At 62.6% G+C, this 25,988-nt stretch carries 24 protein-coding genes and 1 pseudogene; 12 read left to right on the top strand and 13 right to left on the bottom strand.

Annotation, left to right across the window (positions count from 1 at the left end; genetic code table 11):
* Window positions 1-29 precede the first annotated feature (29 nt).
* The 5 genes from paaE to GYH29_RS20995 all read left to right on the top strand — a co-directional run bounded on the left by paaE (window position 30) and on the right by GYH29_RS20995 (window position 4,597).
* Complete coding sequence (gene paaE, locus GYH29_RS21015) at window positions 30-1,097, top strand: 1,2-phenylacetyl-CoA epoxidase subunit PaaE (RefSeq protein WP_019101130.1); 1,068 nt, start codon at window positions 30-32, stop codon at window positions 1,095-1,097.
* 122 nt (window positions 1,098-1,219) lie between these two features.
* Window positions 1,220-1,852, top strand: coding sequence for a TetR/AcrR family transcriptional regulator (locus GYH29_RS21010; protein ID WP_019101131.1), 633 nt, complete (start codon window positions 1,220-1,222; stop codon window positions 1,850-1,852).
* A complete protein-coding gene (locus GYH29_RS21005; RefSeq protein ID WP_019101132.1) occupies window positions 1,821-2,594 on the top strand; it encodes an enoyl-CoA hydratase-related protein in 774 nt (257 codons plus the stop codon). Before GYH29_RS21010 ends, GYH29_RS21005 begins: the two co-directional genes overlap by 32 nt.
* Before the next feature lie 15 nt (window positions 2,595-2,609).
* Entirely contained in the window at window positions 2,610-3,824 is a 1,215-nt protein-coding gene (gene pcaF / locus GYH29_RS21000; RefSeq protein ID WP_161524340.1) for a 3-oxoadipyl-CoA thiolase, read from the top strand.
* Window positions 3,824-4,597 (top strand): enoyl-CoA hydratase-related protein, encoded by a 774-nt coding sequence (locus GYH29_RS20995; RefSeq protein WP_019101134.1) that lies wholly within the window; start codon window positions 3,824-3,826, stop codon window positions 4,595-4,597. Before pcaF ends, GYH29_RS20995 begins: the two co-directional genes overlap by 1 nt.
* A gap of 48 nt (window positions 4,598-4,645) precedes the next feature.
* On the opposite strand, the gene GYH29_RS20990 is transcribed toward GYH29_RS20995, so the two are convergent.
* The 5 genes from GYH29_RS20990 to arsC form a co-directional block, all read right to left on the bottom strand.
* Window positions 4,646-6,178 (bottom strand): DHA2 family efflux MFS transporter permease subunit, encoded by a 1,533-nt coding sequence (locus tag GYH29_RS20990; protein ID WP_039754557.1) that lies wholly within the window; start codon window positions 6,176-6,178, stop codon window positions 4,646-4,648.
* Between the two features lie 12 nt (window positions 6,179-6,190).
* Entirely contained in the window at window positions 6,191-7,351 is a 1,161-nt protein-coding gene (locus tag GYH29_RS20985) for an EmrA/EmrK family multidrug efflux transporter periplasmic adaptor subunit (protein ID WP_019101136.1), read from the bottom strand.
* A 10-nt stretch (window positions 7,352-7,361) separates the two neighbouring features.
* Window positions 7,362-8,768 (bottom strand): efflux transporter outer membrane subunit, encoded by a 1,407-nt coding sequence (locus GYH29_RS20980; RefSeq protein ID WP_161524339.1) that lies wholly within the window; start codon window positions 8,766-8,768, stop codon window positions 7,362-7,364.
* A gap of 109 nt (window positions 8,769-8,877) precedes the next feature.
* On the bottom strand, window positions 8,878-9,378 hold the full coding sequence (locus GYH29_RS20975) for a MarR family transcriptional regulator (protein ID WP_019101138.1): 501 nt from the start codon (window positions 9,376-9,378) through the stop codon (window positions 8,878-8,880).
* Between the two features lie 279 nt (window positions 9,379-9,657).
* Window positions 9,658-10,005: an arsenate reductase (glutaredoxin) gene (gene arsC, locus GYH29_RS20970; protein WP_043589741.1), complete on the bottom strand. Its 348-nt coding sequence runs from the start codon at window positions 10,003-10,005 to the stop codon at window positions 9,658-9,660.
* A 176-nt stretch (window positions 10,006-10,181) separates the two neighbouring features.
* On the opposite strand from arsC, the gene GYH29_RS20965 reads away from it, so the two are divergent.
* On the top strand, window positions 10,182-11,378 hold the full coding sequence (locus tag GYH29_RS20965; protein ID WP_043589743.1) for a multidrug effflux MFS transporter: 1,197 nt from the start codon (window positions 10,182-10,184) through the stop codon (window positions 11,376-11,378).
* Here the strand turns inward: GYH29_RS20965 and GYH29_RS20960 are convergent.
* From GYH29_RS20960 to GYH29_RS20930, 8 genes and pseudogenes are all read right to left on the bottom strand, one after another.
* Window positions 11,375-12,571: a GumC family protein gene (locus GYH29_RS20960; RefSeq protein ID WP_043589745.1), complete on the bottom strand. Its 1,197-nt coding sequence runs from the start codon at window positions 12,569-12,571 to the stop codon at window positions 11,375-11,377. The two genes, GYH29_RS20965 and GYH29_RS20960, sit on opposite strands and share 4 nt — an antisense overlap.
* A gap of 34 nt (window positions 12,572-12,605) precedes the next feature.
* Entirely contained in the window at window positions 12,606-14,582 is a 1,977-nt protein-coding gene (locus tag GYH29_RS20955; RefSeq protein ID WP_232060431.1) for an SLBB domain-containing protein, read from the bottom strand.
* 11 nt (window positions 14,583-14,593) lie between these two features.
* Entirely contained in the window at window positions 14,594-15,181 is a 588-nt protein-coding gene (locus tag GYH29_RS24920) for a phosphatase PAP2 family protein (RefSeq protein ID WP_232060618.1), read from the bottom strand.
* A 258-nt stretch (window positions 15,182-15,439) separates the two neighbouring features.
* A pseudogene (locus GYH29_RS24915) lies at window positions 15,440-17,316 on the bottom strand (YjbH domain-containing protein); the annotation flags it as partial.
* Window positions 17,317-17,615: 299 nt separating this feature from the next.
* Entirely contained in the window at window positions 17,616-17,885 is a 270-nt protein-coding gene (locus GYH29_RS20945) for a hypothetical protein (protein ID WP_019101144.1), read from the bottom strand.
* A gap of 171 nt (window positions 17,886-18,056) precedes the next feature.
* On the bottom strand, window positions 18,057-19,001 hold the full coding sequence (thrB, locus tag GYH29_RS20940) for a homoserine kinase (protein WP_161524338.1): 945 nt from the start codon (window positions 18,999-19,001) through the stop codon (window positions 18,057-18,059).
* 10 nt (window positions 19,002-19,011) lie between these two features.
* On the bottom strand, window positions 19,012-19,338 hold the full coding sequence (locus tag GYH29_RS20935; RefSeq protein WP_039755176.1) for a DUF2782 domain-containing protein: 327 nt from the start codon (window positions 19,336-19,338) through the stop codon (window positions 19,012-19,014).
* 26 nt (window positions 19,339-19,364) lie between these two features.
* Window positions 19,365-20,093 carry an LOG family protein gene (locus GYH29_RS20930; protein WP_019101898.1) on the bottom strand — a complete coding sequence of 243 codons (729 nt, stop codon included), beginning with the start codon at window positions 20,091-20,093 and terminating at the stop codon, window positions 19,365-19,367.
* A 15-nt stretch (window positions 20,094-20,108) separates the two neighbouring features.
* Here GYH29_RS20930 and polA point away from each other — a divergent pair, with 15 nt between their 5' ends.
* The 6 genes from polA (at window position 20,109) to GYH29_RS20900 (ending at window position 25,981) form a co-directional block, all read left to right on the top strand.
* Window positions 20,109-22,877 (top strand): DNA polymerase I, encoded by a 2,769-nt coding sequence (gene polA / locus GYH29_RS20925; protein WP_161524337.1) that lies wholly within the window; start codon window positions 20,109-20,111, stop codon window positions 22,875-22,877.
* Between the two features lie 181 nt (window positions 22,878-23,058).
* Complete coding sequence (locus tag GYH29_RS20920) at window positions 23,059-23,595, top strand: GspH/FimT family pseudopilin (protein ID WP_161524613.1); 537 nt, start codon at window positions 23,059-23,061, stop codon at window positions 23,593-23,595.
* Window positions 23,579-24,025 (top strand): hypothetical protein, encoded by a 447-nt coding sequence (locus tag GYH29_RS20915; RefSeq protein WP_043589750.1) that lies wholly within the window; start codon window positions 23,579-23,581, stop codon window positions 24,023-24,025. The genes GYH29_RS20920 and GYH29_RS20915 overlap by 17 nt, the downstream gene beginning before the upstream one ends.
* Window positions 24,026-24,027: 2 nt before the next feature.
* Window positions 24,028-24,879, top strand: a complete 852-nt coding sequence (locus GYH29_RS20910) for a PilW family protein (protein ID WP_161524336.1) — start codon at window positions 24,028-24,030, stop codon at window positions 24,877-24,879.
* Window positions 24,876-25,559: a hypothetical protein gene (locus tag GYH29_RS20905; RefSeq protein ID WP_081575868.1), complete on the top strand. Its 684-nt coding sequence runs from the start codon at window positions 24,876-24,878 to the stop codon at window positions 25,557-25,559. The genes GYH29_RS20910 and GYH29_RS20905 overlap by 4 nt, the downstream gene beginning before the upstream one ends.
* Complete coding sequence (locus GYH29_RS20900) at window positions 25,556-25,981, top strand: type IV pilin protein (RefSeq protein WP_161524612.1); 426 nt, start codon at window positions 25,556-25,558, stop codon at window positions 25,979-25,981. The genes GYH29_RS20905 and GYH29_RS20900 overlap by 4 nt, the downstream gene beginning before the upstream one ends.
* Window positions 25,982-25,988 lie beyond the last annotated feature (7 nt).

Raw genomic sequence — 25,988 nt, 5'->3', positions numbered from 1 at the left:
GCGGAGAGGACCGGAGTAAGGAGACTGGAATGAGACTAGCTTTTCATCGCCTGCGCATCGTCGAACGCCGCCAGGAAACCGACGATGCCATTTCCTTGATGCTGGAGCCGCCGGCGGAGCTTAGGGAGAGCTTCCGCTTCACCCAGGGCCAGCATCTTGTGTTCCGCGAACAGATTGACGGCGTGGAGCAGCGGCGCACTTATTCGCTGTGCTGCGGTGTGGATGAGGACATCTTGCGGGTGGCGGTGAAGCGAGTGGACGGCGGCGTGTTCTCCAGCCACGTCCATCAGCATTGGCAGCCTGGGCGCGAAGTGGAGGCGATGCCGCCGGAGGGGCGTTTCTTCACGCCACTGGCGGTGGAGCAGCGCAAGCACTATCTGGGCATCGTCGCCGGCAGCGGCATCACCCCCTTGCTGTCCACCTTGAAAACCACCTTGCGGCGAGAGCCGCACAGCCGTTTCACCTTGCTGTACGGCAATCGGAAGCGCGGCGGGATCTTGTTCGCAGACGAACTGGCGGCACTGAAGTCGCGCTATCCGGCGCGCCTGGCGGTGTATCACTTCCTCAGCCGCGAAGCGCAGCAACCGGAGTTGTTCCACGGCCGTCTCGATGGCGAACGGCTGCAAAGGGCGCTGGCCGCGTTGCTGCCGGACAGCGCGGTGGACGAAGCCTTCGTTTGCGGACCCAACGATATGATAGATCAGTCCCGCGCCTGCCTTGAGCGCGCGGGACTGGCCGCCGGGCGCATTCATTACGAACGCTTCGGCGTGCCGGAGCGCGGCGAGGCCAAATCGGCAGCAGCGATCGAGGACAGTCCGGCGGCCAGCGTCACCATCATCATCGATGGTCAGCAGCGGCTGCTGGAACTGGGCGCGGGCGAGCGCATCTTGGAAGCGGCCACGGCGGCCGGAGTCGACCTACCTTACTCTTGCCAAGGTGGGGTATGCTGCACCTGCCGGGCCAAGGTGCTGTCCGGCCGGGTTGCCATGGACAAGAATTTCGCCCTGGAACCGGCCGAGGTGGAACAAGGCTTCGTGCTCGCCTGTCAGGCGCGTCCACGGACCCAGCAAGTGGTGCTCAGTTTTGATGAGCGTTGACGGTTGCTTGTCTAGAACCGCTGGCAAAACCCAGTTTCATCGGGGTTTGCCTGGCGGCTCGTAGTCATCGGGGAGGTTCGCTGGTGCCGCGTCTGGTCTTTTCATTCAACCGATATGCGGATATGGCCAGAACTAAATCTCCCAATTACGAGGCGCAGCAACAAAACATACTGGAAAACGCGGCCCGTCTGTTTGCCGAGCAGAGTTTTCCCAGTGCTTCGATAGCCCAACTGGCTGAGTTGTGCGGCATGTCCAAGCCGCTGCTGTACCACTACTATCGTGATAAATCGCATCTGCTGTTCGACATCGCCGACACCTATGTGGACCGGCTGGTCGGCATCGTCGACGAGGCGGCGCGGCAAGGCCTGCCGGCGGAGGCGCATCTGCGGCTGCTGATCGAGCGCTTCATGGAGGAGTACGCGTCCTCGCGCCACTACCACATGGTGTTGGTGCAGGACGTCAAATTCCTGGGCGAAGCGGACCGGCGGCAGGTGAAGGCCAAGCAGGCCAGCGTGGTGGCGGCCTTCGCCGAACTGATCGCCCGCTTGCGGCCGGAGCTGTCGACGGAGCAGGTCAAGCCGGTGACGATGACCTTGTTCGGCATGATGAATTGGACCTTTACCTGGTTCCGCGCCGACGGCGCGATTGATAGGGCGGGCATGGCACGGATAGTCAGCCAGTTGTTTCTTCACGGCGTGTATGGATGTGGAGAAGGAACTGACCATGAGCGAGCATTTGAGGGAGCGCCGCGCTGAGCGGATCTGCCACCTGGAGATTCACCGGCCGGCGCAGCACAATGCGCTGAGCCCCGAGTTGATGCGGGAGCTGGAGGCCGCGCTGGACGCGGCGGACAGCGACCCCGACATCAGCGTCATTCTGCTGTCCGGCACCGAGCAGGCTTTCGCCGCTGGCGCCGACATCGGCCGCATGGCCGAGTGGGATTATCAGCAAGTCTTTCTCGACGACTACGTGAGCCGGCATTGGGAGCGCGCGCGCAGCGTGCGCAAGCCGCTGATCGCGGCGGTGCGCGGCCTGGCGATAGGCGGCGGCTGCGAGCTGGCGATGATGTGCGATGTGATCATCGCCGGCGAGTCCGCCCGCTTCGGCCAGCCGGAAGTCAAACTGGGCACGCTGCCTGGAATGGGCGGCACTCAGCGCCTGCCGCGCGCCATCGGCAAGGCCAAGGCGATGGAGTGGTGCTTGAGCGGTCAGCTTTACAGCGCCGACGAAGCCGAGAGGGCCGGCCTGGTGTCGCGGGTGGTTGCGGACGCCGAGGTGTTGGCGACGGCGCGGGCGCTGGCTGCACGGATGGCCGGCTACTCGATGCCGGCGCTGATGCTGATCAAGGAGTCGCTGAACCGAGCCTTCGAATCCAGCTTGGCCGAAGGTCTGCTGTTCGAGCGACGCGCCTTTCATGCCAGCTTCTCTCTGGCCGACAGGAAGGAGGGCATGCAAGCCTTTCTCGACAAGCGGTCGCCGCAATTCCAACACCGTTGATCCAGGAGGTTTTCCATGCCCCATGCCTATATTTGCGATGGCATCCGCACCCCGTTTGGCCGTTACGGCGGCGCGCTTTCCGGCGTGAGGGCCGACGATTTGGCGGCGTTGCCACTCGCCGCGCTGATGCGGCGTCAGCCGCAGCTGGACTGGTCCTGCCTGGACGAGGTGATTCTGGGCTGCGCCAACCAGGCCGGCGAGGACAACCGCAACGTGGCGCGGATGGCGGCGCTGCTGGCGGGCCTGCCGCAATCCACGCCGGGAATCACCGTCAACCGCCTGTGCGCGTCTGGTCTGGACGCGGTGGGCCTCGCCGCGCGCGCGATCGCCGCCGGTGAAGCCGACCTGATTTTGGCCGGCGGCGTGGAGAGTATGTCGCGCGCGCCCTTCGTCATGGGCAAGGCCGACAGCTCGTTTGCGCGCAATGCGCGGATAGAAGACAGCACCATAGGCAGGCGCTTCGTCAATCCGGCCTTCCAGCGTCAGTTCGGCATCGATTCGATGCCGGAAACCGCGGAAAACGTCGCGCGGCAATTCCATGTCTCCCGCGCCGATCAGGACGCCTTCGCGCTGCGCAGCCAGCAGCGTTACGCCGCGGCGCGCGAGCGCGGCTTTTTCGACGCGGAAATCCTGGCGTTGGAGTTGCCGCAGCGCAAGGGCGAGTCGCTGCGGGTAGTTCAGGACGAACACCCACGGCCGGCTACCACGTTGGCGGAGCTGGCTCGGCTCAAGAGCGTGGTGGCGGATGGATCGGTTACCGCCGGCAACGCCTCCGGCGTCAACGACGGCGCGGCGGCTTTGCTACTGGCCAGCGGCGCCGGGCTCAAGCGTCACGGCCTGCGACCACGGGCGCGGATTCTTGGTATGTGTTCGGTAGGGCTGGAGCCGCGCATCATGGGCTTGGGGCCGGCGCCGGCGGCGGAAAAGCTGTTGCGGCGGCTGGGCCTGAGCGTGGCGGATCTGGACGTGGTTGAGTTGAACGAGGCTTTTGCTTCGCAATCGCTGGCGGTGTTGCGTCAGTTGGGCTTGGCGGACGACGACGCCCGGGTGAACCCCAATGGTGGCGCGATTGCGCTGGGCCATCCGCTGGGCGCTTCTGGCGCCCGGCTGGTCTTGACCGCCTTGCGCCAGCTGGAAGCCAGCGGCGACCGGTTGGCTCTGTGCTTGATGTGCGTCGGTGTGGGTCAGGGGGTGGCCTTGGTGCTGGAGCGGGTGAAGGAGCTTGCGTGATGGATGAACTGGTTGTGCTGGATTATCCGGCCGCCGGCGTGGCGCGGCTGCGCTTGAACCGCCCGCAGGCGCTCAATGCCTTGAACATGGCGTTGCGACGGGAGCTGGCGCGGCATTTCCAGACGCTGAGCGCCTCGGCCGATGTAAGAGTGATTTTGCTGTGCGGCGACTGCCGCGCCTTCGCTGCCGGCGCGGATCTGGCCGAGCTAGTGGACTGCGACAGCATCGAGTTGATGCAGCGCCAGGTGCACACGCTGTGGCAGGCGATTGCGGACTGTCCCAAGCCGGTGATCGCCGTGGTGGCGGGCTACGCCTTGGGCGGCGGCTGCGAGCTGGCGATGCATGCCGACATCATCGTCGCCGCCGAGTCCGCGCAGTTTGGCCAGCCGGAAGTCAAAGTGGGCGTGATGCCGGGGGCCGGCGGCACCCAGCGCCTGCTGCGGGCGGTGGGCAAATTCCGCGCGATGAAACTGCTGCTGAGCGGCGAGCGCATCGGCGCGGCGGAGGCGCTGGCGATGGGGCTGGTCAGCGAGGTGGCTGCGGATGAGGCGCTGGAAACGCGCGCGCTAGAACTGGCGACGCAGATCGCCATGCTGCCGCCGCTGGCGGTGGCGCAGATCAAGGAAGTGGTGCTGGCCGGCGCCGACGCGCCGTTGGCGACGGCGCTGATGCTGGAGCGCAAGGCCTACCAGCTCTTGTTCGCGTCGCGGGATCAGAAGGAGGGCATGCGGGCTTTCCTGGACAAGCGCGCGGCGGTGTTTCGGGGAGAATAGAAAAACCGGGCGGCGATGTCGTCGCCGCCCGGCCCGCTCAGGCTATTTTCAATGCGCGCCGCTGTCGCTGCCGGAGGCGGTGAACGGCGGCTTGGCGAACCACACCAGGCCGATCAGCAGTACGAACAGCACGCCGGACAGCCAGAAAATCTCGTTGGCCGCCATGATGTAACCCTGCTTGGTGATCTGCAGCGAGGTCAGCGCCGCCTGCTGCCCGGAGGACAGGCCGGCCATGTCCAGCAGCCGGAACCAGGCGTTGGAGGCCTGATCGTAGAGGCTGACATGCTCGGTCAGGCGCGCGTGGTGCATCGCCTCGCGACGGTCCCACATCGTGGTGGTGATCGAGGTGCCGATGCTGCCGGCCAGAATCCGCAGGAAGTTGGACAGGCTGGACGCGCTGGCGATCTGGCTCGGGTGCAGGCCGGATAGCGTGATCGTGGTCAGCGGCATGAAGAAGCAGGCCACGCCAATGCCTTGCACTACCTGTGGCCACACCACGTAGGCGAAGTCCATCTGGGGGTTGAAGGTGCTGCGCCAGAAGAAGCAGACGGCGTACACGCTGAAGCTCACCGTCACTACCCAGCGCATGTCCAGCCGCTGCGCGTACTTGCCGATGATGGGAGACAGCACCACCGGGATCAGCCCGATGGGCGCCGCGGCCAGGCCGGCCCAGGTGGCGGTGTAGCCCATCTGGGTCTGCAGCATCAAGGGCAGCAGCACCACGGTGCCGAAGTAGAGCATGAAGCCCAGGCTGATGGCGATGGTGCCGACGGTGAAGTTGCGCTGTTTGAACAGGCTCAGGTCGACGATGGGATGCTTCTCTCCAAGCTCCCAGATCACCAGATAAACCAGCGCCAGTACCGCGATCACCGCAAGGGTGATCACCTCGGTGGAGTTGAACCAATCCAGCTCCTTGCCGCGGTCCAGTACCATTTGCAGCGCGCCTACGCCTATCACCAGCAAGGCGAGGCCGATGCGGTCGATCGGCAGATCGACGGTTTCGGTTTCGCGCGGCTTGAGGATGCGCCAGGAAATGAAGGCCGCCGCCAGTCCCACCGGCACGTTGATGAAGAAGATCCAGCCCCAGTGCCAGTTGTCGCTGATCACCCCGCCCAGAATCGGGCCGAACACCGGCGCGACGATCACCGTCATCGCCCATAGCGCCAGCGCCATGCCTTTCTTCTCCGGCGGATAGCAGGACAACAGCAGGCTCTGCGACAGCGGAATCATCGGGCCGGCCACCGCGCCTTGCAGCACGCGGAAGAAAATCAGCATTTCCAGGCTGCTGGACATGCCGCACAGCCAGGAGGTGAGCACGAACAGCAGGGTGGAGGCGGTGAACAACTTCACCTCGCCCAGGCGTTTGGCCAGCCAGCCGGTCAGCGGCACCGCGATGGCGTTGGCCACCCCGAATGAGGTGATCACCCAGGTGCCCTGGCTGGTGGCCGCGCCCAGGTTGCCCGAGATGGTGGGCAGCGCCACGTTGGCGATGGTGGTGTCCAGCACTTGCATGAACACCGACATCGACAGCGCCAGCGTGATCCAGACCAGCTTGGAGCCGGTCAATGGTGGATGATTCATGGTCCGGCCCCCTTATTCGGCCTTGCCTTCACCCGCGTTGGCCGCCAGCAGCGTCCGCACAAGTTCATCGGCCTGTTTCAGGTCCGGCAACTGGCCGGAGACGTCCTGGTGGGCGACGAAGGGCTGGGCTTCGGCCACGGCCTTGCCGTCGGTGCTGGAGGTGTCCACCACCACATCCATCGACAAGCCGACGCGCAGCGGGTGCGATTGCAGGTCTTTCGGGTCCAGCTGGATGCGCACCGGCACGCGTTGCACCACCTTGATCCAGTTGCCGGTGGCGTTCTGTGCCGGCAGCAGCGAGAAAGCGCTGCCGGTGCCGGCGGACAGGCCCACCACCTTGCCGTGGTACACGATCTTGCCGCCGTAGAGGTCGGATTTCAGTTCCACCGGCTGGCCGATACGGATCTTGGCCAGTTGGCCTTCCTTAAAGTTGGCGTCCACCCACAGGTTTTGCAGCGGGATCACCGACATCAGCGGAGTGCCGGCGGCCAGGCGCTGGCCAACCTGCACATTGCGGCGGGCGACGGCGCCGTCCAGCGGCGCCTTGATCTCGGTGCGCTGCAGCGCGAGCCAGGCTTCCTTCAGCCGGCTGGCGGCGGCCTTGACCGCGGGCTGCTGCGCCAGCGCGTCCTTGCCCAGCAGCGCGGCGCTGGCTTTTTGCTGTTCGCGCGCGGCGTCCAGCGCGGCCTTGGCGCCGGCGACGGCGTCGTTGGCGTGGCTCAACTCTTCCGCCGACAGCGCGTCGGTGCCGGCCAGCTGTTTGCGACGCTTCAGATCGGCGTCGGCGCGGGCTAGTTCGGTTTCGCGCAGCGTGACTTGAGCGGCCAGTTGCTGGGTGTTGCTCATCAACTGCCGAGTCTGGCGCACGACTTGAGCGAATTCATTGCGGGCGCGGTCGAAGTTGAGCTGTGCGTCGTTCTTGTCCAGGCTGACCAGCAATTGGCCGGCCTTGACGTGCTGGGTGTCGTCCACCAGGACTTTGGCGACGGTGCCGCCCACTTCCGGGGTGACTTGCACCAGATGGCCGCTGACATAAGCGTCGTCGGTGCTTTCCTGGTGGCTGAGCACCAGCGCCCAGTACGCCCCATAGCCGATGGCGATGGCGGCGAACAGGGTGGTGGCGATGATCAGATTGCGTTTGCGGCCTTGCGCAGTTTTGGTTTTCTTGTCCATGGATGCGTTCTCAGTGGGTGGCGGGCGCAGCGTTGAAGCCGCCGCCCAATGCGGTGTTCAGGGAAGCCCAGGCCAGTTTGCGGCCGGCTTCGGCGTCGATGCGCGCAGATTGTTGCGCCAGCGCGCTGTCTTGGGCGTCCAGCAGGTTCAGCTTGTTGATGATGCCGGCCTTGAAGCGGGCGGCGGCGGAGTCGGCGGCGCGACGGCTGCTGTCTTGCGCTTGGCGGGCCTGTTCCAGTTGCTTGCCGCTTTGCTGCCAGCCGCTGACGGAGTCGGCGGCGTCGCGGAGCGCGTCCAGCACGGTCTGGTTGTAGCTGTGCACGGCGATGTCGTAGCCAGCCCGCTGTTTGCCCAAATTGGCCTGGATCGCGCCAGAGTGGAAGAGGGGCAGGCTGATCGCCGGCATGAAGCCCCAGAAGGTGGAGTCGCCGTTCATCAACTTGTTGAATTCCAGCGAGGTCTGGCCGGCGAAGGCGGTTAGCTTGATATTGGGATAGAACTCGGCGCGCGCGGCTTTGACCGCGCCGGCGGTGGCTTCCACCCGCGCGCGTTGGGCGGCGATGTCTGGGCGCTTGCCCAGCAGGTCGGCGTTCAGTCTGTCGGCGTCCATGGCCGGCACCGTCAGCGTCTTGCCGGGCTGCAAGTCACGCAAGGCTTCCGGGCCTTGGCCGGTCAGCGCCGCCAGCGCGTGACGGGCGCGGTCGCTGTCCTGAGTCAGCGCGCTTTGCTGCTGGCGCAGGCGATGCAGCGAGACTTCGTTGCCGCGCTGGTTGTCGCCCGGCAGCAGGCCGGCGTTGATGCGGGCCTGGGTTAGCGTCTGGCGGCTTTCCGCCAGTTGGATGCGCTTGGTCAGCACCGCGCTTTGCGCCTGCAGCCGTTGCAACTGGGTGTATTGGGCGATGACGGCTTGAGTCAGCGTCAGCCGGGTTTGCGCGCCTTCGAAGGCGATGGCTTGCTGCTGGCCGACGGCTTCGTCGATCTGGCCGCGGTGCTTGCCCCAGAAGTCGAACTCCCAGCTACCCATCAGCATCGCGGTGTAGGCGTTGACGTAGTCGCGCGAGATCGGCGCCGGGAACTCGTAATGCAGCTGCGTCATATTGGCGCTGAAATCGAGTTTGGGGCCGCTATTGCCTTCGACGATGCCGACTGCGGCGCGAGCTTGGCGCAGCCGGGCCTCGGCCAGTTTCAGCGAGGGCGCGTCCTGCAGGGCCTTGGCCACCAGCTGGCTCAGCGCGGCGTCGTTCAGTTGCGTCCACCAATCATTGGCGATCTGTTCGCCCTGGCCATCGGTCAGCCGTAATTGTTCGGCTTTGAGCTCAGATGCGGGGACGTTGTCAGGGCCGAAGCTCGCGCAGCCGCCCAACAGGGCGCTGAGCAGCAGGGCGCTGACGCCGTGCTGCCATTGAGTCTTTTTCACCTTGTGGGACTCCCGTGTTCACTTGCTGTATTAGCAATTGGTAAAGTGATTGATGATGTGATAGTCACGCAGGTTATTATAAGGACGAAAAAAAGCCGGTTGCCCAGCTTCAACCGCCCAGGCTGCAGAGCAGCTTGCGCAATAAGCGTTCGAACTCCTGTTTTTCCGCGGCGTCGAAATCCGACCACAACTCGCGGTGGCATTCGCGGGAAATGGGCAGCAGGGATTCCACGAGTTGAACGCCGCCCGGCGTCAACTCAAGCAGGATCTTGCGCCGGTCTTCCGCGCTGGGCGAACGAGCCGCCCAACCGTTTTTGACCAGTTCGTCGGCAATGCGCGTGGCGTTGGTGCGCGATGAATCCAGCGTGTCGCTGATTTCAGACGGATAGAGCGCTTGTTGTGGACAGGCGTATAGCGCCAGCAGCGCCATCCACACCGTCTCGTTGAGGCCGTGATGCTTCAGCTTGTCGCACAGGTGGGCGGACAGCCGCGGCAGGATGTGGTACAGCAAGCGCGCCAGAATGACTTCCTGGCGCGGCACGCCGGGAAAACGCGCTTCGATCCGGTTGACGGCCTGCTCTAGCGTTTGAAATGACTTGGTTGGATTCATAGTCGTTATTTTAATAACGTGAGTTACTATTCCGCAAGTGATAATTTTGAGGGGGATGGGACGAGTGCAGGTTGGCGGGACGCTGAATGCAAAAACGCCCAAGAGCGATTGCCTTGGGCGCTGGAGGGCGGAGCCCGCTAGGCTTAGGAAGCTGTTCACGATCTGCTGCGCGTCAAGGTGGACACACCTTCGAAATGCTCATGTACCGTATGTACATCCCGCTTTCGCAGCGGTTTTCGCCTTGTCTCGCTCTAGCTCGCGAGATCGTGCACAGGACTCTTAGTCCAGAAGCTGCAGCACCCGTTCCGGCGGCCGTCCCACCACGGCGCGTTCGCCGCAGACGGCGATAGGGCGTTCGATCAGCTTGGGATTGTCTATCATGGCGGTAATCAGATGTCTGGGTTCCAGCGTGATGTCGTCCAGATAGAGTTCGGTGTATTCCTCCTCCTTCTGGCGAATCAGGTCGCGCGGCTCCATGTTAAGCAGCGTCAGCAGGCGCTCCAGTTCTTCGTAGCTGGGCGGGTGCTTCAAGTACTCTACGACTTCGACTTCCGCGCCGGCGTTTTCCAGCAGGCTCAGCGCCTCCCTGGACTTGGAACAGCGCGGGTTGTGGTACAGGCGAATCATGCTGGTCTCTCCTTGTTATGCGTGCGCGGAGTGGCTTGATCGTGGCACGAAATCGCAATGGGCGCCAGAGCTCGCGATGCGATTTGTGTCAATGAGGTTTAATTTGAAGCAGACCAGTTTGGCAAGTTCCGGTCTAACCATTACCATGCATTGACTCTCATTGTTATTTATCCGCCATGCATCCCTCCACACGCAGCCACTTCGGGCTGGCAATCCTGCTGGCGGCCCTGTCCACGCTGGGGCCGTTTTCGATCGACACTTTCCTGCCGGCGATGAGCGCGATCGGGCAAAGCCTGGCGGTCTCTCCGTTGCAGATGCAGCAGGCGTTGACGGTATATCTGCTGTCTTACGCAGTGATGATGCTGTGGCACGGCTCGATCTCGGACGCGGTGGGACGCCGCCCGGTGGTGTTGGTCACCACCTTGTTGTTCAGCCTGGCGTCGATAGGCTGCGCCTTGGCCGACAGTCTGGGGCAGCTGCTGCTGTTCCGGGCGCTGCAAGGCTTCTGCGGCGGTGCTGGTCTGGTGGTGGGGCGCGCCATCATCCGCGACAAGCTGGACGGCGCCGATGCCCAGCGGCTGATGTCGCAGGTTACCATGTTGTTTTCGCTGTCGCCTGCCATCGCGCCGGTGGTGGGCGGCTGGCTGTTCGGCGCCTTTGGCTGGCACTCCATCTTCGTGTTCATGGCGTTGATTGGCCTGGCGCTGTTTCTGATGAGCTGGTTCGCCTTGCCGGAAACCCATCACGAATCCGCGCGCCAGCCCTTGAAGATCAAGTATCTGCTGGCCAATTACTGGCAGGTGGGACGCAAGCGAGAATTCCAATTGCTGACCGCGGCGGTGTCTTTCAATTTCGCCGGTTTCTTCTTGTACATCCCGTCGGCGCCGGTCTTTCTGATGCAGCATCTGCACCTGGGGCCAGGGCAGTTCCTGTGGATGTTCGGCCCGGCGGTGTCCGGCATCATGTTCGGCGCCTACCTGTCCGGCAAGATGGCGGGGCGGGTATCGCAGAAGGATATTGTGTCTCGCGGCTATGTGGTGATGTTCATCGCCGCCGGCTGGAACTTGCTGTACAACCTGCTTGCGCCGGAAGCCGCGATGCCGTGGGCGGTGTTGCCGCTGGCCCTGTACACCACCGGCATGTCGATCGCCGCGCCGTCCATCACCCTGAACCTGATGGACCAGTTTCCGTCCTTGCGCGGCACCGCCTCGTCCTTGCAGGGCTTCTTCCAGACCATGATGTCTAGCGTGGTGGCCGGTTTGATCGCGCCGCTGGTCTGGGGTAGCCCGCTGAGCCTGGCGGCCTGCATGATGGTCATGCTGGTGCTGGGGTTTGTGTTCAGGATGGGCTATAGACGCAGGGTGGCGCGTTAGCGCTCCTTCAACGCCCAGTTCAACTCATGCAAGCGGCCGGATTGTTGCGCGCTGTGGAAGCGTTCGCGCAGCAGGGCCAGCGCGATGCCGAGCATCAGGCCGCCGACTAGCCCAGCGGCCATGATCAAAGAGCGAATTGGCTTGCTTCTTAGCTCGGGTACCACGGCGCTGTCCAATATCTGGATTTGAGACGAGTCCTTGGCTTCATCGATTCGGGCCAGTTCGTATTGCTTGGCCAAAAGTTCAAAAATTGTTTCCTGATACTTGACCTCGCGCAGTCGTCTCAGGTATTCCAGCCCCGATTGCGGCATTTTGCCGGTGGGCACCATCACGTCGCCAGCGATTTCGGCGCCGCTTTCCAGCTTCGCCAACTGGGTTTTCAAACCCGCCAGTTCTTGTTTGGTCCGCTGATAGAGCGGGTTCTGCTCGGTGGCGTAGCTGCGCAGCGCCTCCAATTGCACTTCCTTGGCGGCGACGCTGGCTTTGAGTTGGGTGACGGTGTTCATAATCGCCTGCACCTGGCCGTCCGGTTGAATCATGCCGGTGCGCTCCTGGGTCTGGCGCAGCGCGGTTTCCGCCGCGGCTAGCTGGGTCTTGGTCTGTTTTAGCTGGGTGTCGAAAAACAGCCGGCGTTTGGCCGCGTCGGTGACGGCCAGGGACTGGTTCAAGCGGATCAACTGGGCGATATAGCCATTGGCCAAGGCTGCGGCGAACTGGGGATCCTTGTCTTCCACGCTGATGCTGATCAAGCCGTCTTTGCTGCTGCTACTGATGGTGCTGACGCTTTGCAGCGCTTTTCTGGCATCATCCATCGTTTCCGCGGCATAACGTTGTTTCAGCTTGAACTGTTGAATCAGGTTGTCCGCCACAGTGCGGCTTTGCAGCAGGCCGATATAGAGATCACCTGGGTTCTTCAGCCCGGCGATGCCGCTTACCCCAGCCATGCCGGCTAGCCCGCTCAGTTGGCCCAGCAGCATATTCGTGCTTGAGCTTTGCTGCTGCGGCGGCAGTATCTTGGCGGTGGAGCTATACAGAGGCGGCAGCAGCAGGCTCAATGCCAAGGCGGCGCCGCCCAGCGCGATAACACTGCCGATGACCCAGCGTTTGTGCTTCAGCAAAGTCTTCAATACGTCGAAGAGATCGATGTCATCGCTGGGGATGGTCTGAGGTTCTGTCTTGTCGGGTGTGGACATGTCTGAATCCCAAGTTAAGTGTGGGGGCCTTGCCTTACTTCAAGACTTTCAAACCGGCGGCGCCTAGCCCGAACTGATAGAGAATGGAGGTCCATTCTTTCAGCGACTGGGTCCAGCTGTTGACGGCCAGCTCATCGGGTACGACGATGGTGTCGCCCGGATTGATGCGCTTGCCGCCCAGACTGTTAAACCAGCCCGCGTTGTTGTTGCTGGCCACTGTGCCGTCGGCGCGGATCACGTAGGTCGCGGACTTGTCGCCGGTCTGGCTGATGCCGCCGGCCAGATCCAGATAATCCTTCACCGAGCGTTGTGGCCGGTAGATGAAGGCATTGCTTTGGTAAACCGAGCCCAGGACATTGACGGTGCCGGGCCGGCGCGGGATAGTGACGGCGTCTCCATTTTGCAGCGGCAGGTCTGGCAGGTCCTTGACTTGGGCGCTGCTGCCGCTCAGTTCCAGCACGACGCGTCCTTCCGCTTTGATGGCGCGCATTTTTTCCGCCAGCTTGCGCTGGCGCTCGACTTCCGCGGTAATGGCCGCGACATTGTCTTTATCGGTCTGTTTGGACAGGCGAGCGGCGGAGGCTTGTTCCAGTTCCTTTTCAAAGCGGTTGGCCACCTCATCCAGCTTGGCCTGCTGTTCTTTCTTGATGTTCTCGCGTTGCAGATTGGTGGCGAAGACATAGCCGTTTTCGGTGGCACCGCCCAGGCGCATGATCAGGTCGCGCAGGGTCTCGCCTTTTTGAAGCAAAAAGGTGCCGGTTTGCTTTACTTCTCCGCTGACGCGGACGTATTCGGTGTCTTGTTGGATGTTCACCGGCAGGGCGTTGGGCGCGAACACGCGGAAAATATCGCTGGCGCCCAGCTTGAGCCGCTTCAATGCGGCGTTGTCAGGGCCGGTCTGTCCATTGGGCGTCTGCCACTGAGCTTCGAAGCGGTTGTCTACGCTTTTTTCCAATTGCCAAGCTTTGCCTTCCGCCGCCGATTCCAGGCCGCCGGCCCAATGCAGCAGGTCGGCGACGCTGTCGCCGTCGGCAAATTCATAGATGGCCGGATGCTTGACGTTGCCTTGCAAGGCAACCCGTTTGCCGGTGGGCCGGATTTGAATCACGTCGCCGTCGCGCAGGGTCAGATCACTGGACTTGTCCCCGTCCACCAGGATTTTGTAAAGATCCAGCTGGCCTACGGCCTTGCCGTCGCGCATCAATTGGATATGGCGCATCGAACCGTTGTCGCTGGGGCCGCCGGCGGCGAACAGCGCGTTCAGCAAGGTGCTCATCCCGCCCAGGGTATAGCTGCCGGGCGCGCGCGCATGGCCGACGACGTAGACCTGCACCGCGCGGGTCTGCAGCAGACTGGCGCTCAGGTCGAAGTTGTGGAACACGCGCGAGACGCTTTTTTTCAGCGTGTCTTGCAAATCCCTGAACTTCACGCCGGCAACCGCGATGGCGCCGACTCTGGGCAGGTAGACCGTGCCGTTGCGCTCCACGGTCAGGGTTAGGTCGATGTCGACCATGCCCCAGCCCTTGACCTGGATCTGGTCGCCGGCGCCGATCACATAGTCCGGGTTGACCTGGGCGGTGCCGCTGGGGGCAAAGGTCGATGGCGGGTTGTCGAACAAGTCCGCGCCGAAGACGGGCAGGATGTTGCCGGTGGCCACTTTCACGTACTCAATGAAGGGCGGCAACTTCTCTTCTTCCGACTCGCTCTGCAAGGGATTGCGCTTGTTCGGTTTCGCTCCAGGCGGCGGCAATCTGCGCTGCTGTTGCCATTGCGCTTGCGGCGTCTGCTGCGGCCATGCTTGTTGAGCAAGCGGAGCCTGATTGCTGATGCTGGGTTGTCCGTACATCATGGCTTCCGGCCCATAGCTTGGCATCATGGTGTTGGAGAAGTCGCCGGCAGGGTTTGGCGTGGCAGCGATGGCTGGGCTGGCGGCGCACAGAGCGATGAGCAGCGGGACCACCTGGCGGCGAAGGCGTAGATAGTCGGTCATGGTCGCGAGAGGATGATTCATGGGCGGTCGTTTCAATCCAGTGATTTCGAAACTTGGATGCCGGCCTGCTTGGGGCCCAGCATCAGCGAGGTGCGATAACGGGACTCGTCCCGCTGGGCTTGCCAGAGCCAGGAGCCCGAGGCATAACCCAGCAGGCTGCCGGCTGCGACGTCTGACAACCAGTGATCTTTGCCGGCGACGCGGCCGAGCGCGCCGATGGCGGCCAAGCCGTACAGCCAGGGCTGGTCGTACTCCTTGGCGAAAGGCGTCAGCGCGCCGAACAGCACCGCGGCGTGATTGGAGGTGAAGCTGCTTTGGAAGCGGGAACTGCCCGCCGGCTGCTGCTGCCAGGGATTGTTGCTGGCGTTTGGCCGTGCGCGGTTGCCCAATCCCTTCACGGCGATGCTGCCGGCGGCGGAGAGCGCCGAGGATTCCAGTGCGATCAAACCGGTGTTGCTGAGCCTGTCGTCGCCCAGGGCGAAGGCTCCGCCCGCCAGGCCCAGCGCGGCGATGGGCAGGGCATTGCCAACCTGCTTCCAGCCCTTGAGCAGGCGGTTGTCCTGATGTTGGCCCACTGCCTGGTTCACCGGCTTGTCCAAGGCTATCGCCGCCAGAGTCATGCCGGCGGCAATCGCCACGGCGCCCGGTTTGTCCTCCATGGACGCGAATTGTCTGGACGAGTCGTCCAGCCGCAGTCGCACCGACTGCCAGGGATGGAAGGACGGAGTGGGCGGATTGACTTGAGGCAAGCCCTGTTCATCCGGCCGTTCGGCGAAATTGCCCAGACCGTCGTAGGCGTTCACATCGCTGCGCGGGTCGTTGAGCTGGTCGTAGAGGTCTCCGGGCGACAGCACCATCTGACCAACATCTCGCGTCCATGGGGATAGGGCGAAGTTGCCCACCGCCTGGGTGTCCAGCGTCAGCATGCTGTTTAGCGGGATGGAAATGAACAGCCCCTTGTCCTTATAGGGCGAGCTGGGGGCGCCGGGCGAGGTGATGTCGTTGCCGTTGGTGCTGGTGTACCAGGCGCCGATTTCGATGCCGGAACGAAAGCGGCGCTTCAACTCCAGGCGCGCGCCGCTGTCCTTGGCGAGAAAACGGCCCGCCCGCACCGTGGCGGTGACGTTCAGCGGCAATTTGTAGTGGAGCGAGGCCAGCGCGGTGACAGTCTGGTAGTCGCGCTTCCCCTGCCAGCCCTTGTAGTCGCGCTGTTGCAGGGCGTCCACGGCGAGGTCTATCGCCCAGTGGCGGGTGTCGGGGTAGTAGAGCACTTGGCCGCCGGCGCCGCGGAACATTTCCTCGTAAATGCCGGCGGACGCGCGAGCGTAGGTATTTGGCCCCAGAGTTAGATACTGGTTCAGCAGCAGGCGATCCAGCTTGGGAGAGTTGGTTTTCTTGTATTCGGCCACGTCGGAACGGACATGGGGCAGCAGGCTGTTGGACGGTTGTTTTACCCCGGAGACCGTGTTGTAAAGGTTGGCGCTGAGCGCGCTGCTCATAAACAAGCCGGTTCCAAGGCGCCGCGTATAGGTGGCGGCGGCGGCGATCTCATAGCGGAAGGCGCCGCTGGGGTCGTTGAAATAGACCCCGGTCTTGGGCACCAGCCGGAAGCGGTTGGCTTCGTTGTCTTCGGCGTTGAGTTGGACGATGTCGCCGTCCTTGCCCGCCAAAACCTCCAGGTTGACGCTGTCTTTGATGTTTGCGCTGAGCTGTTGCGCGTAAACCTCCTCCAGTTCGGAATCCTTACCCGGCTTGATGTTGACGCTGTCCAGAAAGCGTTGGCGGTCTACCTTGCCCAGCAGGTAGTCGTTCAAGGTGGCCAGATTGAATAAACTATAGGTCGCGATCGGCTGCTCCAGCTTGGTGTAGACCACGCGGATGCTGCGCGTTTCAATTGGAGCAAAGTACAGCGCGGTGCGTACCGCGCGGCCCACCGCGCGGCCTACATTGGAAATCCGGCTATTGTTCAGCTCCAGTACGAATTCGTCGCCGCGCATGCTGATGCGGATGTTTTTGAAATCCTGCTTGCTCAAGGCGCTGACCAGGCCATGGCCATAGGCGCTGTCGGCATGCCATTGGCGCAAGGTGGGACGGAGCGGCACGTCGGGAGCACCGCTGAAATAAGCGGGCTCGCTGATCTTGGGCACGAACTCGCGTTCGTTCAAAGGAATTTCTATCGAGGCGTTCAGGCTGGCGTGAGTTTTTTGCTTGGCCAATTGCAGGCCCAGCCAGCCCCAGCGGTATTCAATGCCGGCAGCGGCTCCCTTTTTCCTTTGCGCGGCGAAAGTGTCTTTGGCGCGGAAATCCGATGGGTAGTGATTGGCGTCGTATTCGGCGACCAGCGGGGAAAACGCTCGGGGGTCCAGCGCAGCCCGCCGAAAGGGCCTTCGATTCGACCGGAACCGACGCCCGCCGAGACTTCCAGATTGGGTCTGAGGTGCTTGCTGGCCACCAGATAATTGCCGCGCCACAAGGTGGTGCCGAAAATATCCGTGCGGCCGAAGGCGAGCGCGGGCCAAATGTCGGACTCGTCCAGCAGTCGCCATTTGGTGTCGATCGCCTTGTCCTTAAAGCTGCCGTAGCCGCCCCCGTACTGCGGGTCGTCAAAACCGGCAATGCCGGAGATGGAGACATAGCGGCCTGAAATCTGCAGAAAGGGCAGCGCCGTCGCCGAGACCCATAAGGTGTTGTAGGGTTTGTCGGAACTGAACCCAAAGCTTAAAGAGCCGTCGCGGCCAACATCCGCCGACGGCATATTGATGTAGCCGGATTGGCCATTGAGCGACGGTTGCGCGTAAACCGGCAACAGCAGGCCGCAGCTTCCCCCTAAAACTATCCCTTTGATCAGAATGCCACGCATGGATTGCTTTATTTAGAGTTATTGATTGTGTTACGAGCAACAATTGCTAATGCTAATAAAAATCTTAAAAGCTACGCAGCGCTCCGTATCGAGAGCGGATAGAAACACAGGCAACCTGTTGCTCGCGCAGACAGACTGCCTGTTTGGGGCGAACGCCAGCGTCCGATCAAGCCGCGGTGCATAGGCACGGCGGCTTAATGGTGGGTGGTGGCGGAGTGGGAGGTAGAGGAGTCGCTGTTGCTGGAAACCGCAACCGCGGCGGCAACCGCAGCGCCAATGGCTGCAATGGTGCCCACGCTCAGGCCGGCAATGCCGGCGGTAGTGCCGGCAGCGCCAGCGGCCGCCGCGGAGGTGGTGCCAGCGGCGCTGCTGCCCGCCGCCGAGGTCGCTGCGGCTTCCTCTGCTGCAAACACGGGAGCAGAGAGCAAGCCAGCCAAGGCAAGAATAAAGACTTTCTTCAACATGATAGTGTGCCCTTGTATTTGTGCTTCAAAGTTAATCTAAGTGCAACATTTAAAACAGGAAAACTATCAACTTCATAAAATCAATACCACTTGCCATCAGCATAGTGCAAGACGGTAAGTCTGCAAAGTGACAACTGAGGATTTGTCAACCCGATGGGAATGAGTGTGCCATTAATGCTGCAGCCAGAATTCGCTGCGCGAGCGATGCGTCTCCAGCACAGTTTGAAAGATTTTCGGGTTCTTCGTGTAGGTCATCTCGCCCGCTGTCGGGAAATGCAGGTCCTGCAGCCGTGAAACCCAGAAGCGCAGCGCGGCGGCGCGCAGCATCAGCGGCCAGGCCTTTTTCTCTTCCGAGGTAAGCTTGCGTTCCGACTGATAGCCGAAGAGCAAGGCGGCGGCGCGTTCGTCGTCTATGTTGTGCTCATCGTTGCGTGTCCAGTCGTTGACCGCGATGGCCAGGTCGTAGAGTAGTACGTCGTTGCAGGCGTAGTAGAAGTCGATGAAGCCGGCTATGCGGTCGCCGTCCAATAGCACATTGTCGCGGAACAAGTCGGCATGGATCACGCCCGAGGGCAGGTGATCGAAACGGTGGCTGTCTTGGAACTGCACCTCCTCGCGAAGCAATGCGGCGGCGTCTTCGTCCATGCGGGAGTAGACCTGGCGCGCGGTTTCGCTCCACCAGCGCGGGCCGCGGGGATTGGCCATTTTGCCGGGGAAGGTGGCGCCGGCGATATGCATTTGCGCCAGCATCTCGCCGACGGCGCGACATTGCGCCGGGGTGGGCTGCGCGACGTCGGCGCCGTCCAGGCAACTGACCAGGCAGGCCGGTTTGCCGGCCAGCATCGAGGCGAACTGGTCTGTATTGTCGGCTACCGGCGCCGGGCAGGCTACGCCGTGGCGCGCCAAGTGGCTCATCAGCTTCAGGTAATAGGGCAGTTCCTGCAGTTTCAGCGCTTCGAACAGCGTCAGCACGTAGCGACCATGCGTGGTGGTGACGAAGTAGTTGGTATTGGTGATGCCGGAGACGATGCCCTGCAAGTCCAGCAACTGGCCCAAGGTGTAACGCTTGAGCCATTCCTGCATCTGGTCATGGCTGACCGTGGTGTAAACAGACATGGTTGCCCTCTCAGAACCGGATCAGCACCCAGCGCGGGATGATGATGCGGTTGGCGGGATCGATCTGTTTCATGGAGCCGGAGCCGTTATCGTCCATCAGGTAGTAGGGCACGCCGTGCGACGGTGTCACCTTGACCATGTACAAATGGCCGTTGAGCCGGTATTCCTCGATCTTGTCTTCGCCCTTCTGAATGATGCGCACCTCAGGTTCTGCGGTGGCGGCGTTTTGTTCGCTGATCGCCGGCGGCGGCGGCACTGGGGTCTTGGCGGGAGGGGGCGTATCGGCCCAGGCGGCTGTCAATGGCAGCAGGGCGAGGGCGGCGAGCAGGCGGCGCATGGCGTGGTCCTTGATTGTCATCGGTTTTAAAGATGCAGCAGTTGTTCGCGCTCTTCTGGCAGCGCTTCAAAACCGCGGGTTTCGTAATGTTTGAAGATAGTTTCGACGATTTGCCGCGGATCGTCGATCAGTTGGATCAGATTCATGTCGTCGGGGTTGATCATGCCTTCGCTGATTAAGCGGTCCTTGACCCAGTCCAGCAGGCCTTCCCAGAACTCCCTGCAGCACAGAATAATGGGGATCTTGCGGCTCTTGCCGGTCTGGATCAGCGTCAGCGCCTCGAACATTTCGTCCAGTGTGCCGAAGCCGCCCGGCATCACCACGTAGGCGATGGCGTGTTTGACGAACATGACCTTGCGGCTGAAGAAGTGGTTGAACTTGATGCTCAGGTCTTGGTATTCATTGGGTTTCTGTTCATGTGGCAGCACGATATTCAGCGCCACCGACGGGCTTCTGCCGTAGAATGCCCCCTTATTGGCGGCTTCCATGATGCCGGGGCCGCCTCCGGAAACGACGGAGAAGCCGGAGTCCGACAGCAGGCGCGCGACTTCTTCGGTCAATTTGTAATATTTGTGGTCGCGCGGCGTGCGCGCGCTGCCAAAAATGCTCACCGCCGGCATGATGCCTTGCAAGGCTTCCGCCGAATCGACAAACTCCGACATGATCTTCATCACATGCCAGGCTTCGCGGGAACGGAAACGCTGCATCATCGCGTGACGATCGCTGGTTTGCGGTAATTTATCGGACAAGCTCATATTCTGCCTCTTTTTATGAAAACACTGTTATTGATCGACGGCTCTTCTTATTTGTACCGCGCCTTTCACGCGATGCCCGATTTGCGCTCTCCGGATGGCCGCCCGGTGGGGGCTGTCTACGGCATGGTGAACATGCTCAGGCGGCTGGAGAAGGAAGTGCAGTTCGATTATAGCGCCTGCGTTTTCGACGCCAAAGGCAAGACGTTTCGCGACGACCTTTACCCCGAATACAAGGCCAATCGCCCGTCGATGCCGGAGGAACTCGCCTCCCAGATTACGGCGGTCCATGAGGTGGTGCAAGCCTCGGGCTGGCCGATGCTGGTGGTGCCGGGGGTGGAAGCCGACGACGTGATCGGCACGCTGGCGAGAACCGGCGCGGCAGCCGGCATGAGGGTAATCATTTCCACTGGCGACAAGGACATGGCGCAATTGGTGGATGGCCTGGTTTCCATCGTCAACACCATGACCAATGAAACCTTCGACCGGGACGGGGTCAAGGACAAGTTCGGCGTGCCGCCGGAATTGATCGTCGACTATCTGACCCTGATCGGCGACAAGGTGGACAATGTGCCGGGCGTCGACAAGTGCGGCCCCAAGACCGCGGTCAAGTGGCTGGAACAGTACGGCAATCTGGACGCCATCATCGCCCAGGCGGCGGAAGTGGGCGGCAAGGTGGGAGAGAACCTGCGCGCGGCGCTGGACTGGCTGCCCAAGGGCCGCGAGCTGATCACCATCAAGTGCGATGTCGATCTGAACGCGGACATGCCTTACGGCCTGGACAGCCTGCAACATGGCGTCAAGGATAAGCCGCGGCTGGCCGAGTTGTACCAAGGCCTGGGCTTCCGTACCTTCTACCGCGAAGTGACCGAGGGCGAGGACATGCCGGCGGTGGCGCAAACCGCGGCAGGCGCGCAGGGCGACGATCTGTTTGCCATTGAGGCGGCGCAGGACAGCCCAGCCTTGCCGGAGACGGTGGCGGAGCGGCGCTATGAAACCATTCTGGACGCGGCGCAGCTGGACGCCTGGCTGGCCAAGCTGGCGGCAGCGGAGGTGGTGTCGCTGGATACCGAGACCACCAGCCTGGACCAGATGCAGGCGCGTATTATCGGCCTCAGTTTCTCGGTGCGTTCCGGCGAGGCCGCCTATTTGCCGTTGGGTCATCACTATGCCGGAGCGCCTGAGCAATTGGATCTGGAGCAAAGCCTATCCAAGCTCAAACCTTGGCTGGAGAACGCCGACAGGAAAAAATGCGGCCAGAACCTGAAGTACGATCGTCATGTGTTCGCCAATCACGGCATTCGCCTGGCGGGCGTGATCGACGATTCCCTGCTGGCCTCCTATGTGGTGGAAAGCCATGAGCGCCACAATATGGACGATCTGGCGCGCCGTCACCTGGGCGAATCCACGGTCAGTTACGAGGAGATTTGCGGCAAAGGCGCCAAGCAGATCGGTTTCGGCGAGGTGGACGTGGACACTGCGTCCAACTACGCGGCCGAGGACGCCGACATCACGCTGCGCTTGAATCAATACTTCTCCGGCTTGCTGACAGGACGCTTGCGCGAGGTCTACCGCGACATCGAGCTGCCGGTGGCCGAGGTGTTGTTTACGATGGAACGACATGGGGTGTTGATAGATCGCGACCGGCTAGCGGCGCAAAGCCACCAATTGGGCACGGAAATGCTGCGGCTGGAGAGCCAGGCTTATGAATTGGCCGGCCAGCCGTTTAATCTGAACTCGCCCAAACAGTTGCAAGAAATCCTGTTCGGCAAGTTGGCCATTCCCACCAAGGGCGTGAAGAAGACTCCGTCCGGCGGTTATTCCACTGATGAGTCGGTGTTGGAGGCCTTGGCGCTGGATCACCCGTTGCCCAAGTGCATCCTGGAATACCGCGGCCTGGCCAAGCTCAAGTCCACTTACACCGACAAATTGCCGCTGCTGATCAATGCTGCCACCGGCCGAGTGCATACCAATTATGCGCAAGCGGTGGCGATCACCGGGCGCTTGGCCAGCTCGGACCCCAATCTGCAGAACATTCCAGTGCGAACACCGGAAGGGCGTCGAGTGCGGGAGGCCTTCATCGCGCCGCCGGGGCACGTGATCGTCAGCGCCGATTATTCACAGATTGAGCTGCGCATCATGGCTCATTTGTCCGACGACGCCGGCATGCTGCAGGCCTTCGCCAGCGGCGAGGACATCCACCGCGCCACCGCCGCCGAGGTGTTCGGCGTGGAATTGTCCCAAGTCAGCCCTGATCAGCGGCGCGCCGCCAAGGCGATTAACTTCGGCCTGATCTACGGCATGAGCGCCTTCGGCCTGGCTGCGCAGCTGGACATAGAGCGCAGCGCCGCCCAGCAATACATTGACCGTTACTTCATGCGCTATCCGGGCGTGGCGGAGTATATGCAGACCACGCGCGAAACCGCGCGCGAGCAAGGCTATGTGGAAACCGTGTTCGGTCGCCGCCTGTACCTGCCTGAGATCAAGTTGTCGAACCCGGCGCGACGCGCCGGCGCGGAACGCGCGGCGATCAACGCGCCGATGCAGGGTACGGCGGCGGATCTGATCAAACTGGCGATGATAGCGGTGCAGAACTGGCTTCAGGACGACGCCATGGGCAGCAAACTGATCATGCAGGTGCACGACGAACTGGTGCTGGAAGTGCCGGAAGCCGAGTTGGAGCGGGTTAAGCGGCGTTTGCCTGAGATCATGGCCGGCGTGGCCAAGCTCAAGGTGCCGCTGTTGGCGGAGGTGGGCGCGGGGGAAAGTTGGGAAAGCGCGCACTGAGCGGGATTTGCATCGTAATCTGAAAGCCAGCCGGGTAGGCTGGCTTTTTTCATGCCCATGTCGTTTTGTTGGCCCTGGCCTAAATGCCTGGTTGGTCTGGCGTTTTCGGGAACAAGATCGGTTCCGTTAGCCTCGCTTTGCTCAATATATTGTCCAGACTCCCAATGAGACGGGGTCTGACATGCGAACTCAGATCGGTTTCACCCTGATTGAGGCCATGACGGTTCTGGCGATCATCTTGCTGTGCTTGGCGATCGCCGCGCCGGGACTGAGCCGTTTGTTGTTGGCCCAGCAATTGCGCAGCCACGCCCAAGCTATGGCCAATCTCTTGCACTTTGCCCGCAGCGAGGCGCTGCGTAGCAACCGTCCGGTATACGTGTGCGCGGCCAACCTGAAGCGGAACCTGCAATTGCAAGGCTGTGCCAAGCAGAGGCAGGTGTGGGACCGTGGCGCTCTGGTTTACGCGGATAAGGAGGGCGGCGTCCAAGCGGGTTACGACAGTCAGGAGCGCTTGCATCTGCTGGTGTTCGCCGTGGGCAAGGTGCGAATGCGCGCGGAGCGGGACCAGTTGCAATTCATGCCGGACGGACGGCTGGCGCGCGGGAAGGGGGCTCGCCTGGTGCTGGAAAGTCCGCGCGCGGGTCTGTGTTTGATTCTGACGGTCAGCGGCTATGGCCGTGCGGAAGTCGGCAAGGCGGATCATGCTTGCCCGGCCTGAGTCCGCCTTGCGCGGCGGCGCTTTGCTGGAAACCATGCTGGCCTTGTTCGTTGTCATGGTTTCAATGTTGGCGCTGTCCTCTGTGCAGCTACGTGCTCTGCTGCATGGCCGCGACGCCATGTTGCGAGCGGAGGTGATCGCGGCAGCGCTGGAGCTGGGCGAAGCGGCGCTGTTGTGGCCGGAGACGGAAGCGGCGCAGGCGGCTGCGCAACAGCAGGCGGATTGGTCGCGCTTGCGGCAGCGGCTGGAAGGTTTGGGGGGAAACGCCATTGAGGCGCGGCAGTGCCGCGGCGCGTTGAATGCGATGACGGAGCTGTGCGAGCAGCAGGGCGATGTCGTCTATGTGCGGTTGACTTGGGACGAGAGAGCGGGCGGAGATGGCCCTGGTCGTTTTGCTCGTCGTTACGTGCTGGCATTGGAAGCGCCTTAGCCGTGGCCGCCGGTGTGCGTGACCAGGGTTTTTCCCTGGTGGAGATGATGGTGGCGATGAGCCTGGGCCTGCTGGTGTTGGCGCTGGCCTTGCAAGGCGCGTTGACGATGCAGGGTAGCCTGCGAGCGCTCGAGAGCCGTTTGCGGCGACACCAGGACGGGCAGTTTGCGCTGGCGCAACTGGCGGAGAGCTGGCGCAGGCATGGACGCTTCGCGTGCGCGCAAGCTGCGGAATCGCCGGGGCGCGGGTTCGAGGCGCCGGAAGGCATGCGCTTTCGCTACGGCGTTAGCGCTGCGGCGGTATCGGTGACGGAGGAGGCGACGCAGACCATGTTGCGTTGGCACAGCGAGGCGGATTGGGAAGAAGCGGCGTTGGCCAGTTGCTCTAGTCTGAGGCTGTTGACGCAGGGTGAACCGGGCTTGCAATGGCGGCGGGAGTCCGGCGCGCATGTGCTGGCCTGGCAGGGGGACGCTGCGGCGGGGCCGTTGCGCGGCGCGGATAGCGCCTCCTTGGAGGTATTGGCCATCGCTTCGCAGCGTTACGTCCTGCGTAGAGAGGGCGAAGGCGATGCCTTATGGTTGGAGGAAAGCCGGCCCGGCCTGGCGGCGGAGCCGCCGCAATTGCTGGCAACGGGCGTGGCGGCGTTGCGGCAGCGCTTTGGCGTTCGCCGCGCTTGCCGGCCGCTGGAGCTGACCTGGCGGGAACAAGCGGAGCAACTGAGCGTTGAGGATTGGATGCGTTTGTCGCGGGTGGAGCTGTCGCTTGAGATTCAGTCGGACGGCCGCCGGCAGGGATGGACCACCGTGGTGGCGTTGACGCCGGCCCTGCCGTGCGCATTGGAGCCGAGCGGATGAGAGGTTCCCGGCCGCACGGCGCCGTGTTGTGGCTGATCCTGCCGCTGCTCAGCCTGTTGACGGCGCTGGCCATGGGAACCGCCCGTTCAGTGGCGGTGGAACAGCGCGCCACGCGCAATCTGGCGGAACAGCGGGCGCTGCGGCTGGCGGCGCTGCAGGCCTTGCGGGCGGCGGAGCGGCGAGTTTTGGACTTGAATCTCCGCTTTGAGGATGGCTTGGCGGGCGAAAGCGGCATTCCCTGGCACGGCGACGCCCGTGGCTTGGGTTGGTTCATGCCGGACTGTCTGTCCACCGTTGACGGCGTCGGTTACGGTTTGTGTTCGACCGAGCCAGATTTATGGCGGCGCAGCGTGCAGATCAACGGCGCGCGGTGGCCGCTATTGCATCCTTGCGGACCCAGTCGTCCGCTTGAGCCGACGCCGGGCCGTCCGCCGACATCGTGTTTGCCGGCGCGGGTGCGAGTTGGACAGCGTTGGAGCCCGCCGCGCTATGTGTTGGAGCTGCTCAACCCGGCGTTTCGGTTCGTTGGCGTCGATGGTCGTCTGTTCCGGATCAGCGTGAGGGTTTGGGGCGAAAGCGAGCGTAGCGCGCTGACTGTGCAAAGTTGGTTCTGGGCCGGAGCGGGCGAGCAGGCTGGCCGCGGCGGGCGCTTGAACTGGCGGCAATTGGAGGAGGAATGAGAACGCAAGTCGGGATGACCTTGCTGGAGTTGCTGGCGGCGATGGCGGTGACGGCCATCCTGGCCGCGATGGCCTGGCCGGCTTATCAGCAGCAGATATTGCGCGGGCAGTTGGCTGAGGCGCGCGCGGCCTTGTTGGAGAATCTCCATTTCGTCCAGCGTTGGCATTTGGAAAACCGTTCACAGTCCGGGTCGTGGCCGCCGTTGCCGCGGCCGGGCACGAGCGAGTTTGAAATCAGGCTGGGCAGCGCCAGTCTTGCGACGGACAGCGCCGGACAAGCCAGTTTCCGTTTGTTGGCCAAGCCCAGGGCGGGGCACCGGTTGGCCGGCCGTTTGCAGTTGAGCCTGGATCAGGATGGCAATCTATCGCAATGCGGGCCGGATGAGTCCGGCCCGCAGTCATGCGGGGCCTGGGGTGATTAAGCGTCGT

This window comes from Chromobacterium haemolyticum (genome assembly GCF_009936155.1).
Taxonomy (GTDB): Bacteria; Pseudomonadota; Gammaproteobacteria; order Burkholderiales; family Chromobacteriaceae; genus Chromobacterium; species Chromobacterium haemolyticum.
Note: the sequence above shows the minus strand (reverse complement) of the source record. Positions and strands in the feature narration are given on the sequence as shown.

Excerpts from the sequence above, each read along its gene's own strand:
- paaE (WP_019101130.1), top strand. The coding sequence starts at position 30 with ATGAGACTAGCTTTTCATCGCCTGCGCATCGTCGAACGCCGCCAGGAA.
- GYH29_RS21010 (WP_019101131.1), top strand. The coding sequence starts at position 1,220 with ATGGCCAGAACTAAATCTCCCAATTACGAGGCGCAGCAACAAAACATA.
- GYH29_RS21005 (WP_019101132.1), top strand. The coding sequence starts at position 1,821 with ATGAGCGAGCATTTGAGGGAGCGCCGCGCTGAGCGGATCTGCCACCTG.
- pcaF (WP_161524340.1), top strand. The coding sequence starts at position 2,610 with ATGCCCCATGCCTATATTTGCGATGGCATCCGCACCCCGTTTGGCCGT.
- GYH29_RS20995 (WP_019101134.1), top strand. The coding sequence starts at position 3,824 with ATGGATGAACTGGTTGTGCTGGATTATCCGGCCGCCGGCGTGGCGCGG.
- GYH29_RS20990 (WP_039754557.1), bottom strand. The coding sequence starts at position 6,178 with ATGAATCATCCACCATTGACCGGCTCCAAGCTGGTCTGGATCACGCTG.
- GYH29_RS20985 (WP_019101136.1), bottom strand. The coding sequence starts at position 7,351 with ATGGACAAGAAAACCAAAACTGCGCAAGGCCGCAAACGCAATCTGATC.
- GYH29_RS20975 (WP_019101138.1), bottom strand. The coding sequence starts at position 9,378 with ATGAATCCAACCAAGTCATTTCAAACGCTAGAGCAGGCCGTCAACCGG.
- arsC (WP_043589741.1), bottom strand. The coding sequence starts at position 10,005 with ATGATTCGCCTGTACCACAACCCGCGCTGTTCCAAGTCCAGGGAGGCG.
- GYH29_RS20965 (WP_043589743.1), top strand. The coding sequence starts at position 10,182 with ATGCATCCCTCCACACGCAGCCACTTCGGGCTGGCAATCCTGCTGGCG.
- GYH29_RS20960 (WP_043589745.1), bottom strand. The coding sequence starts at position 12,571 with ATGTCCACACCCGACAAGACAGAACCTCAGACCATCCCCAGCGATGAC.
- GYH29_RS20955 (WP_232060431.1), bottom strand. The coding sequence starts at position 14,582 with ATGAATCATCCTCTCGCGACCATGACCGACTATCTACGCCTTCGCCGC.
- GYH29_RS24920 (WP_232060618.1), bottom strand. The coding sequence starts at position 15,181 with ATGACTCTGGCGGCGATAGCCTTGGACAAGCCGGTGAACCAGGCAGTG.
- GYH29_RS20945 (WP_019101144.1), bottom strand. The coding sequence starts at position 17,885 with ATGTTGAAGAAAGTCTTTATTCTTGCCTTGGCTGGCTTGCTCTCTGCT.
- thrB (WP_161524338.1), bottom strand. The coding sequence starts at position 19,001 with ATGTCTGTTTACACCACGGTCAGCCATGACCAGATGCAGGAATGGCTC.
- GYH29_RS20935 (WP_039755176.1), bottom strand. The coding sequence starts at position 19,338 with ATGCGCCGCCTGCTCGCCGCCCTCGCCCTGCTGCCATTGACAGCCGCC.
- GYH29_RS20930 (WP_019101898.1), bottom strand. The coding sequence starts at position 20,093 with ATGAGCTTGTCCGATAAATTACCGCAAACCAGCGATCGTCACGCGATG.
- polA (WP_161524337.1), top strand. The coding sequence starts at position 20,109 with ATGAAAACACTGTTATTGATCGACGGCTCTTCTTATTTGTACCGCGCC.
- GYH29_RS20920 (WP_161524613.1), top strand. The coding sequence starts at position 23,059 with ATGCGAACTCAGATCGGTTTCACCCTGATTGAGGCCATGACGGTTCTG.
- GYH29_RS20915 (WP_043589750.1), top strand. The coding sequence starts at position 23,579 with ATGCTTGCCCGGCCTGAGTCCGCCTTGCGCGGCGGCGCTTTGCTGGAA.
- GYH29_RS20905 (WP_081575868.1), top strand. The coding sequence starts at position 24,876 with ATGAGAGGTTCCCGGCCGCACGGCGCCGTGTTGTGGCTGATCCTGCCG.
- GYH29_RS20900 (WP_161524612.1), top strand. The coding sequence starts at position 25,556 with ATGAGAACGCAAGTCGGGATGACCTTGCTGGAGTTGCTGGCGGCGATG.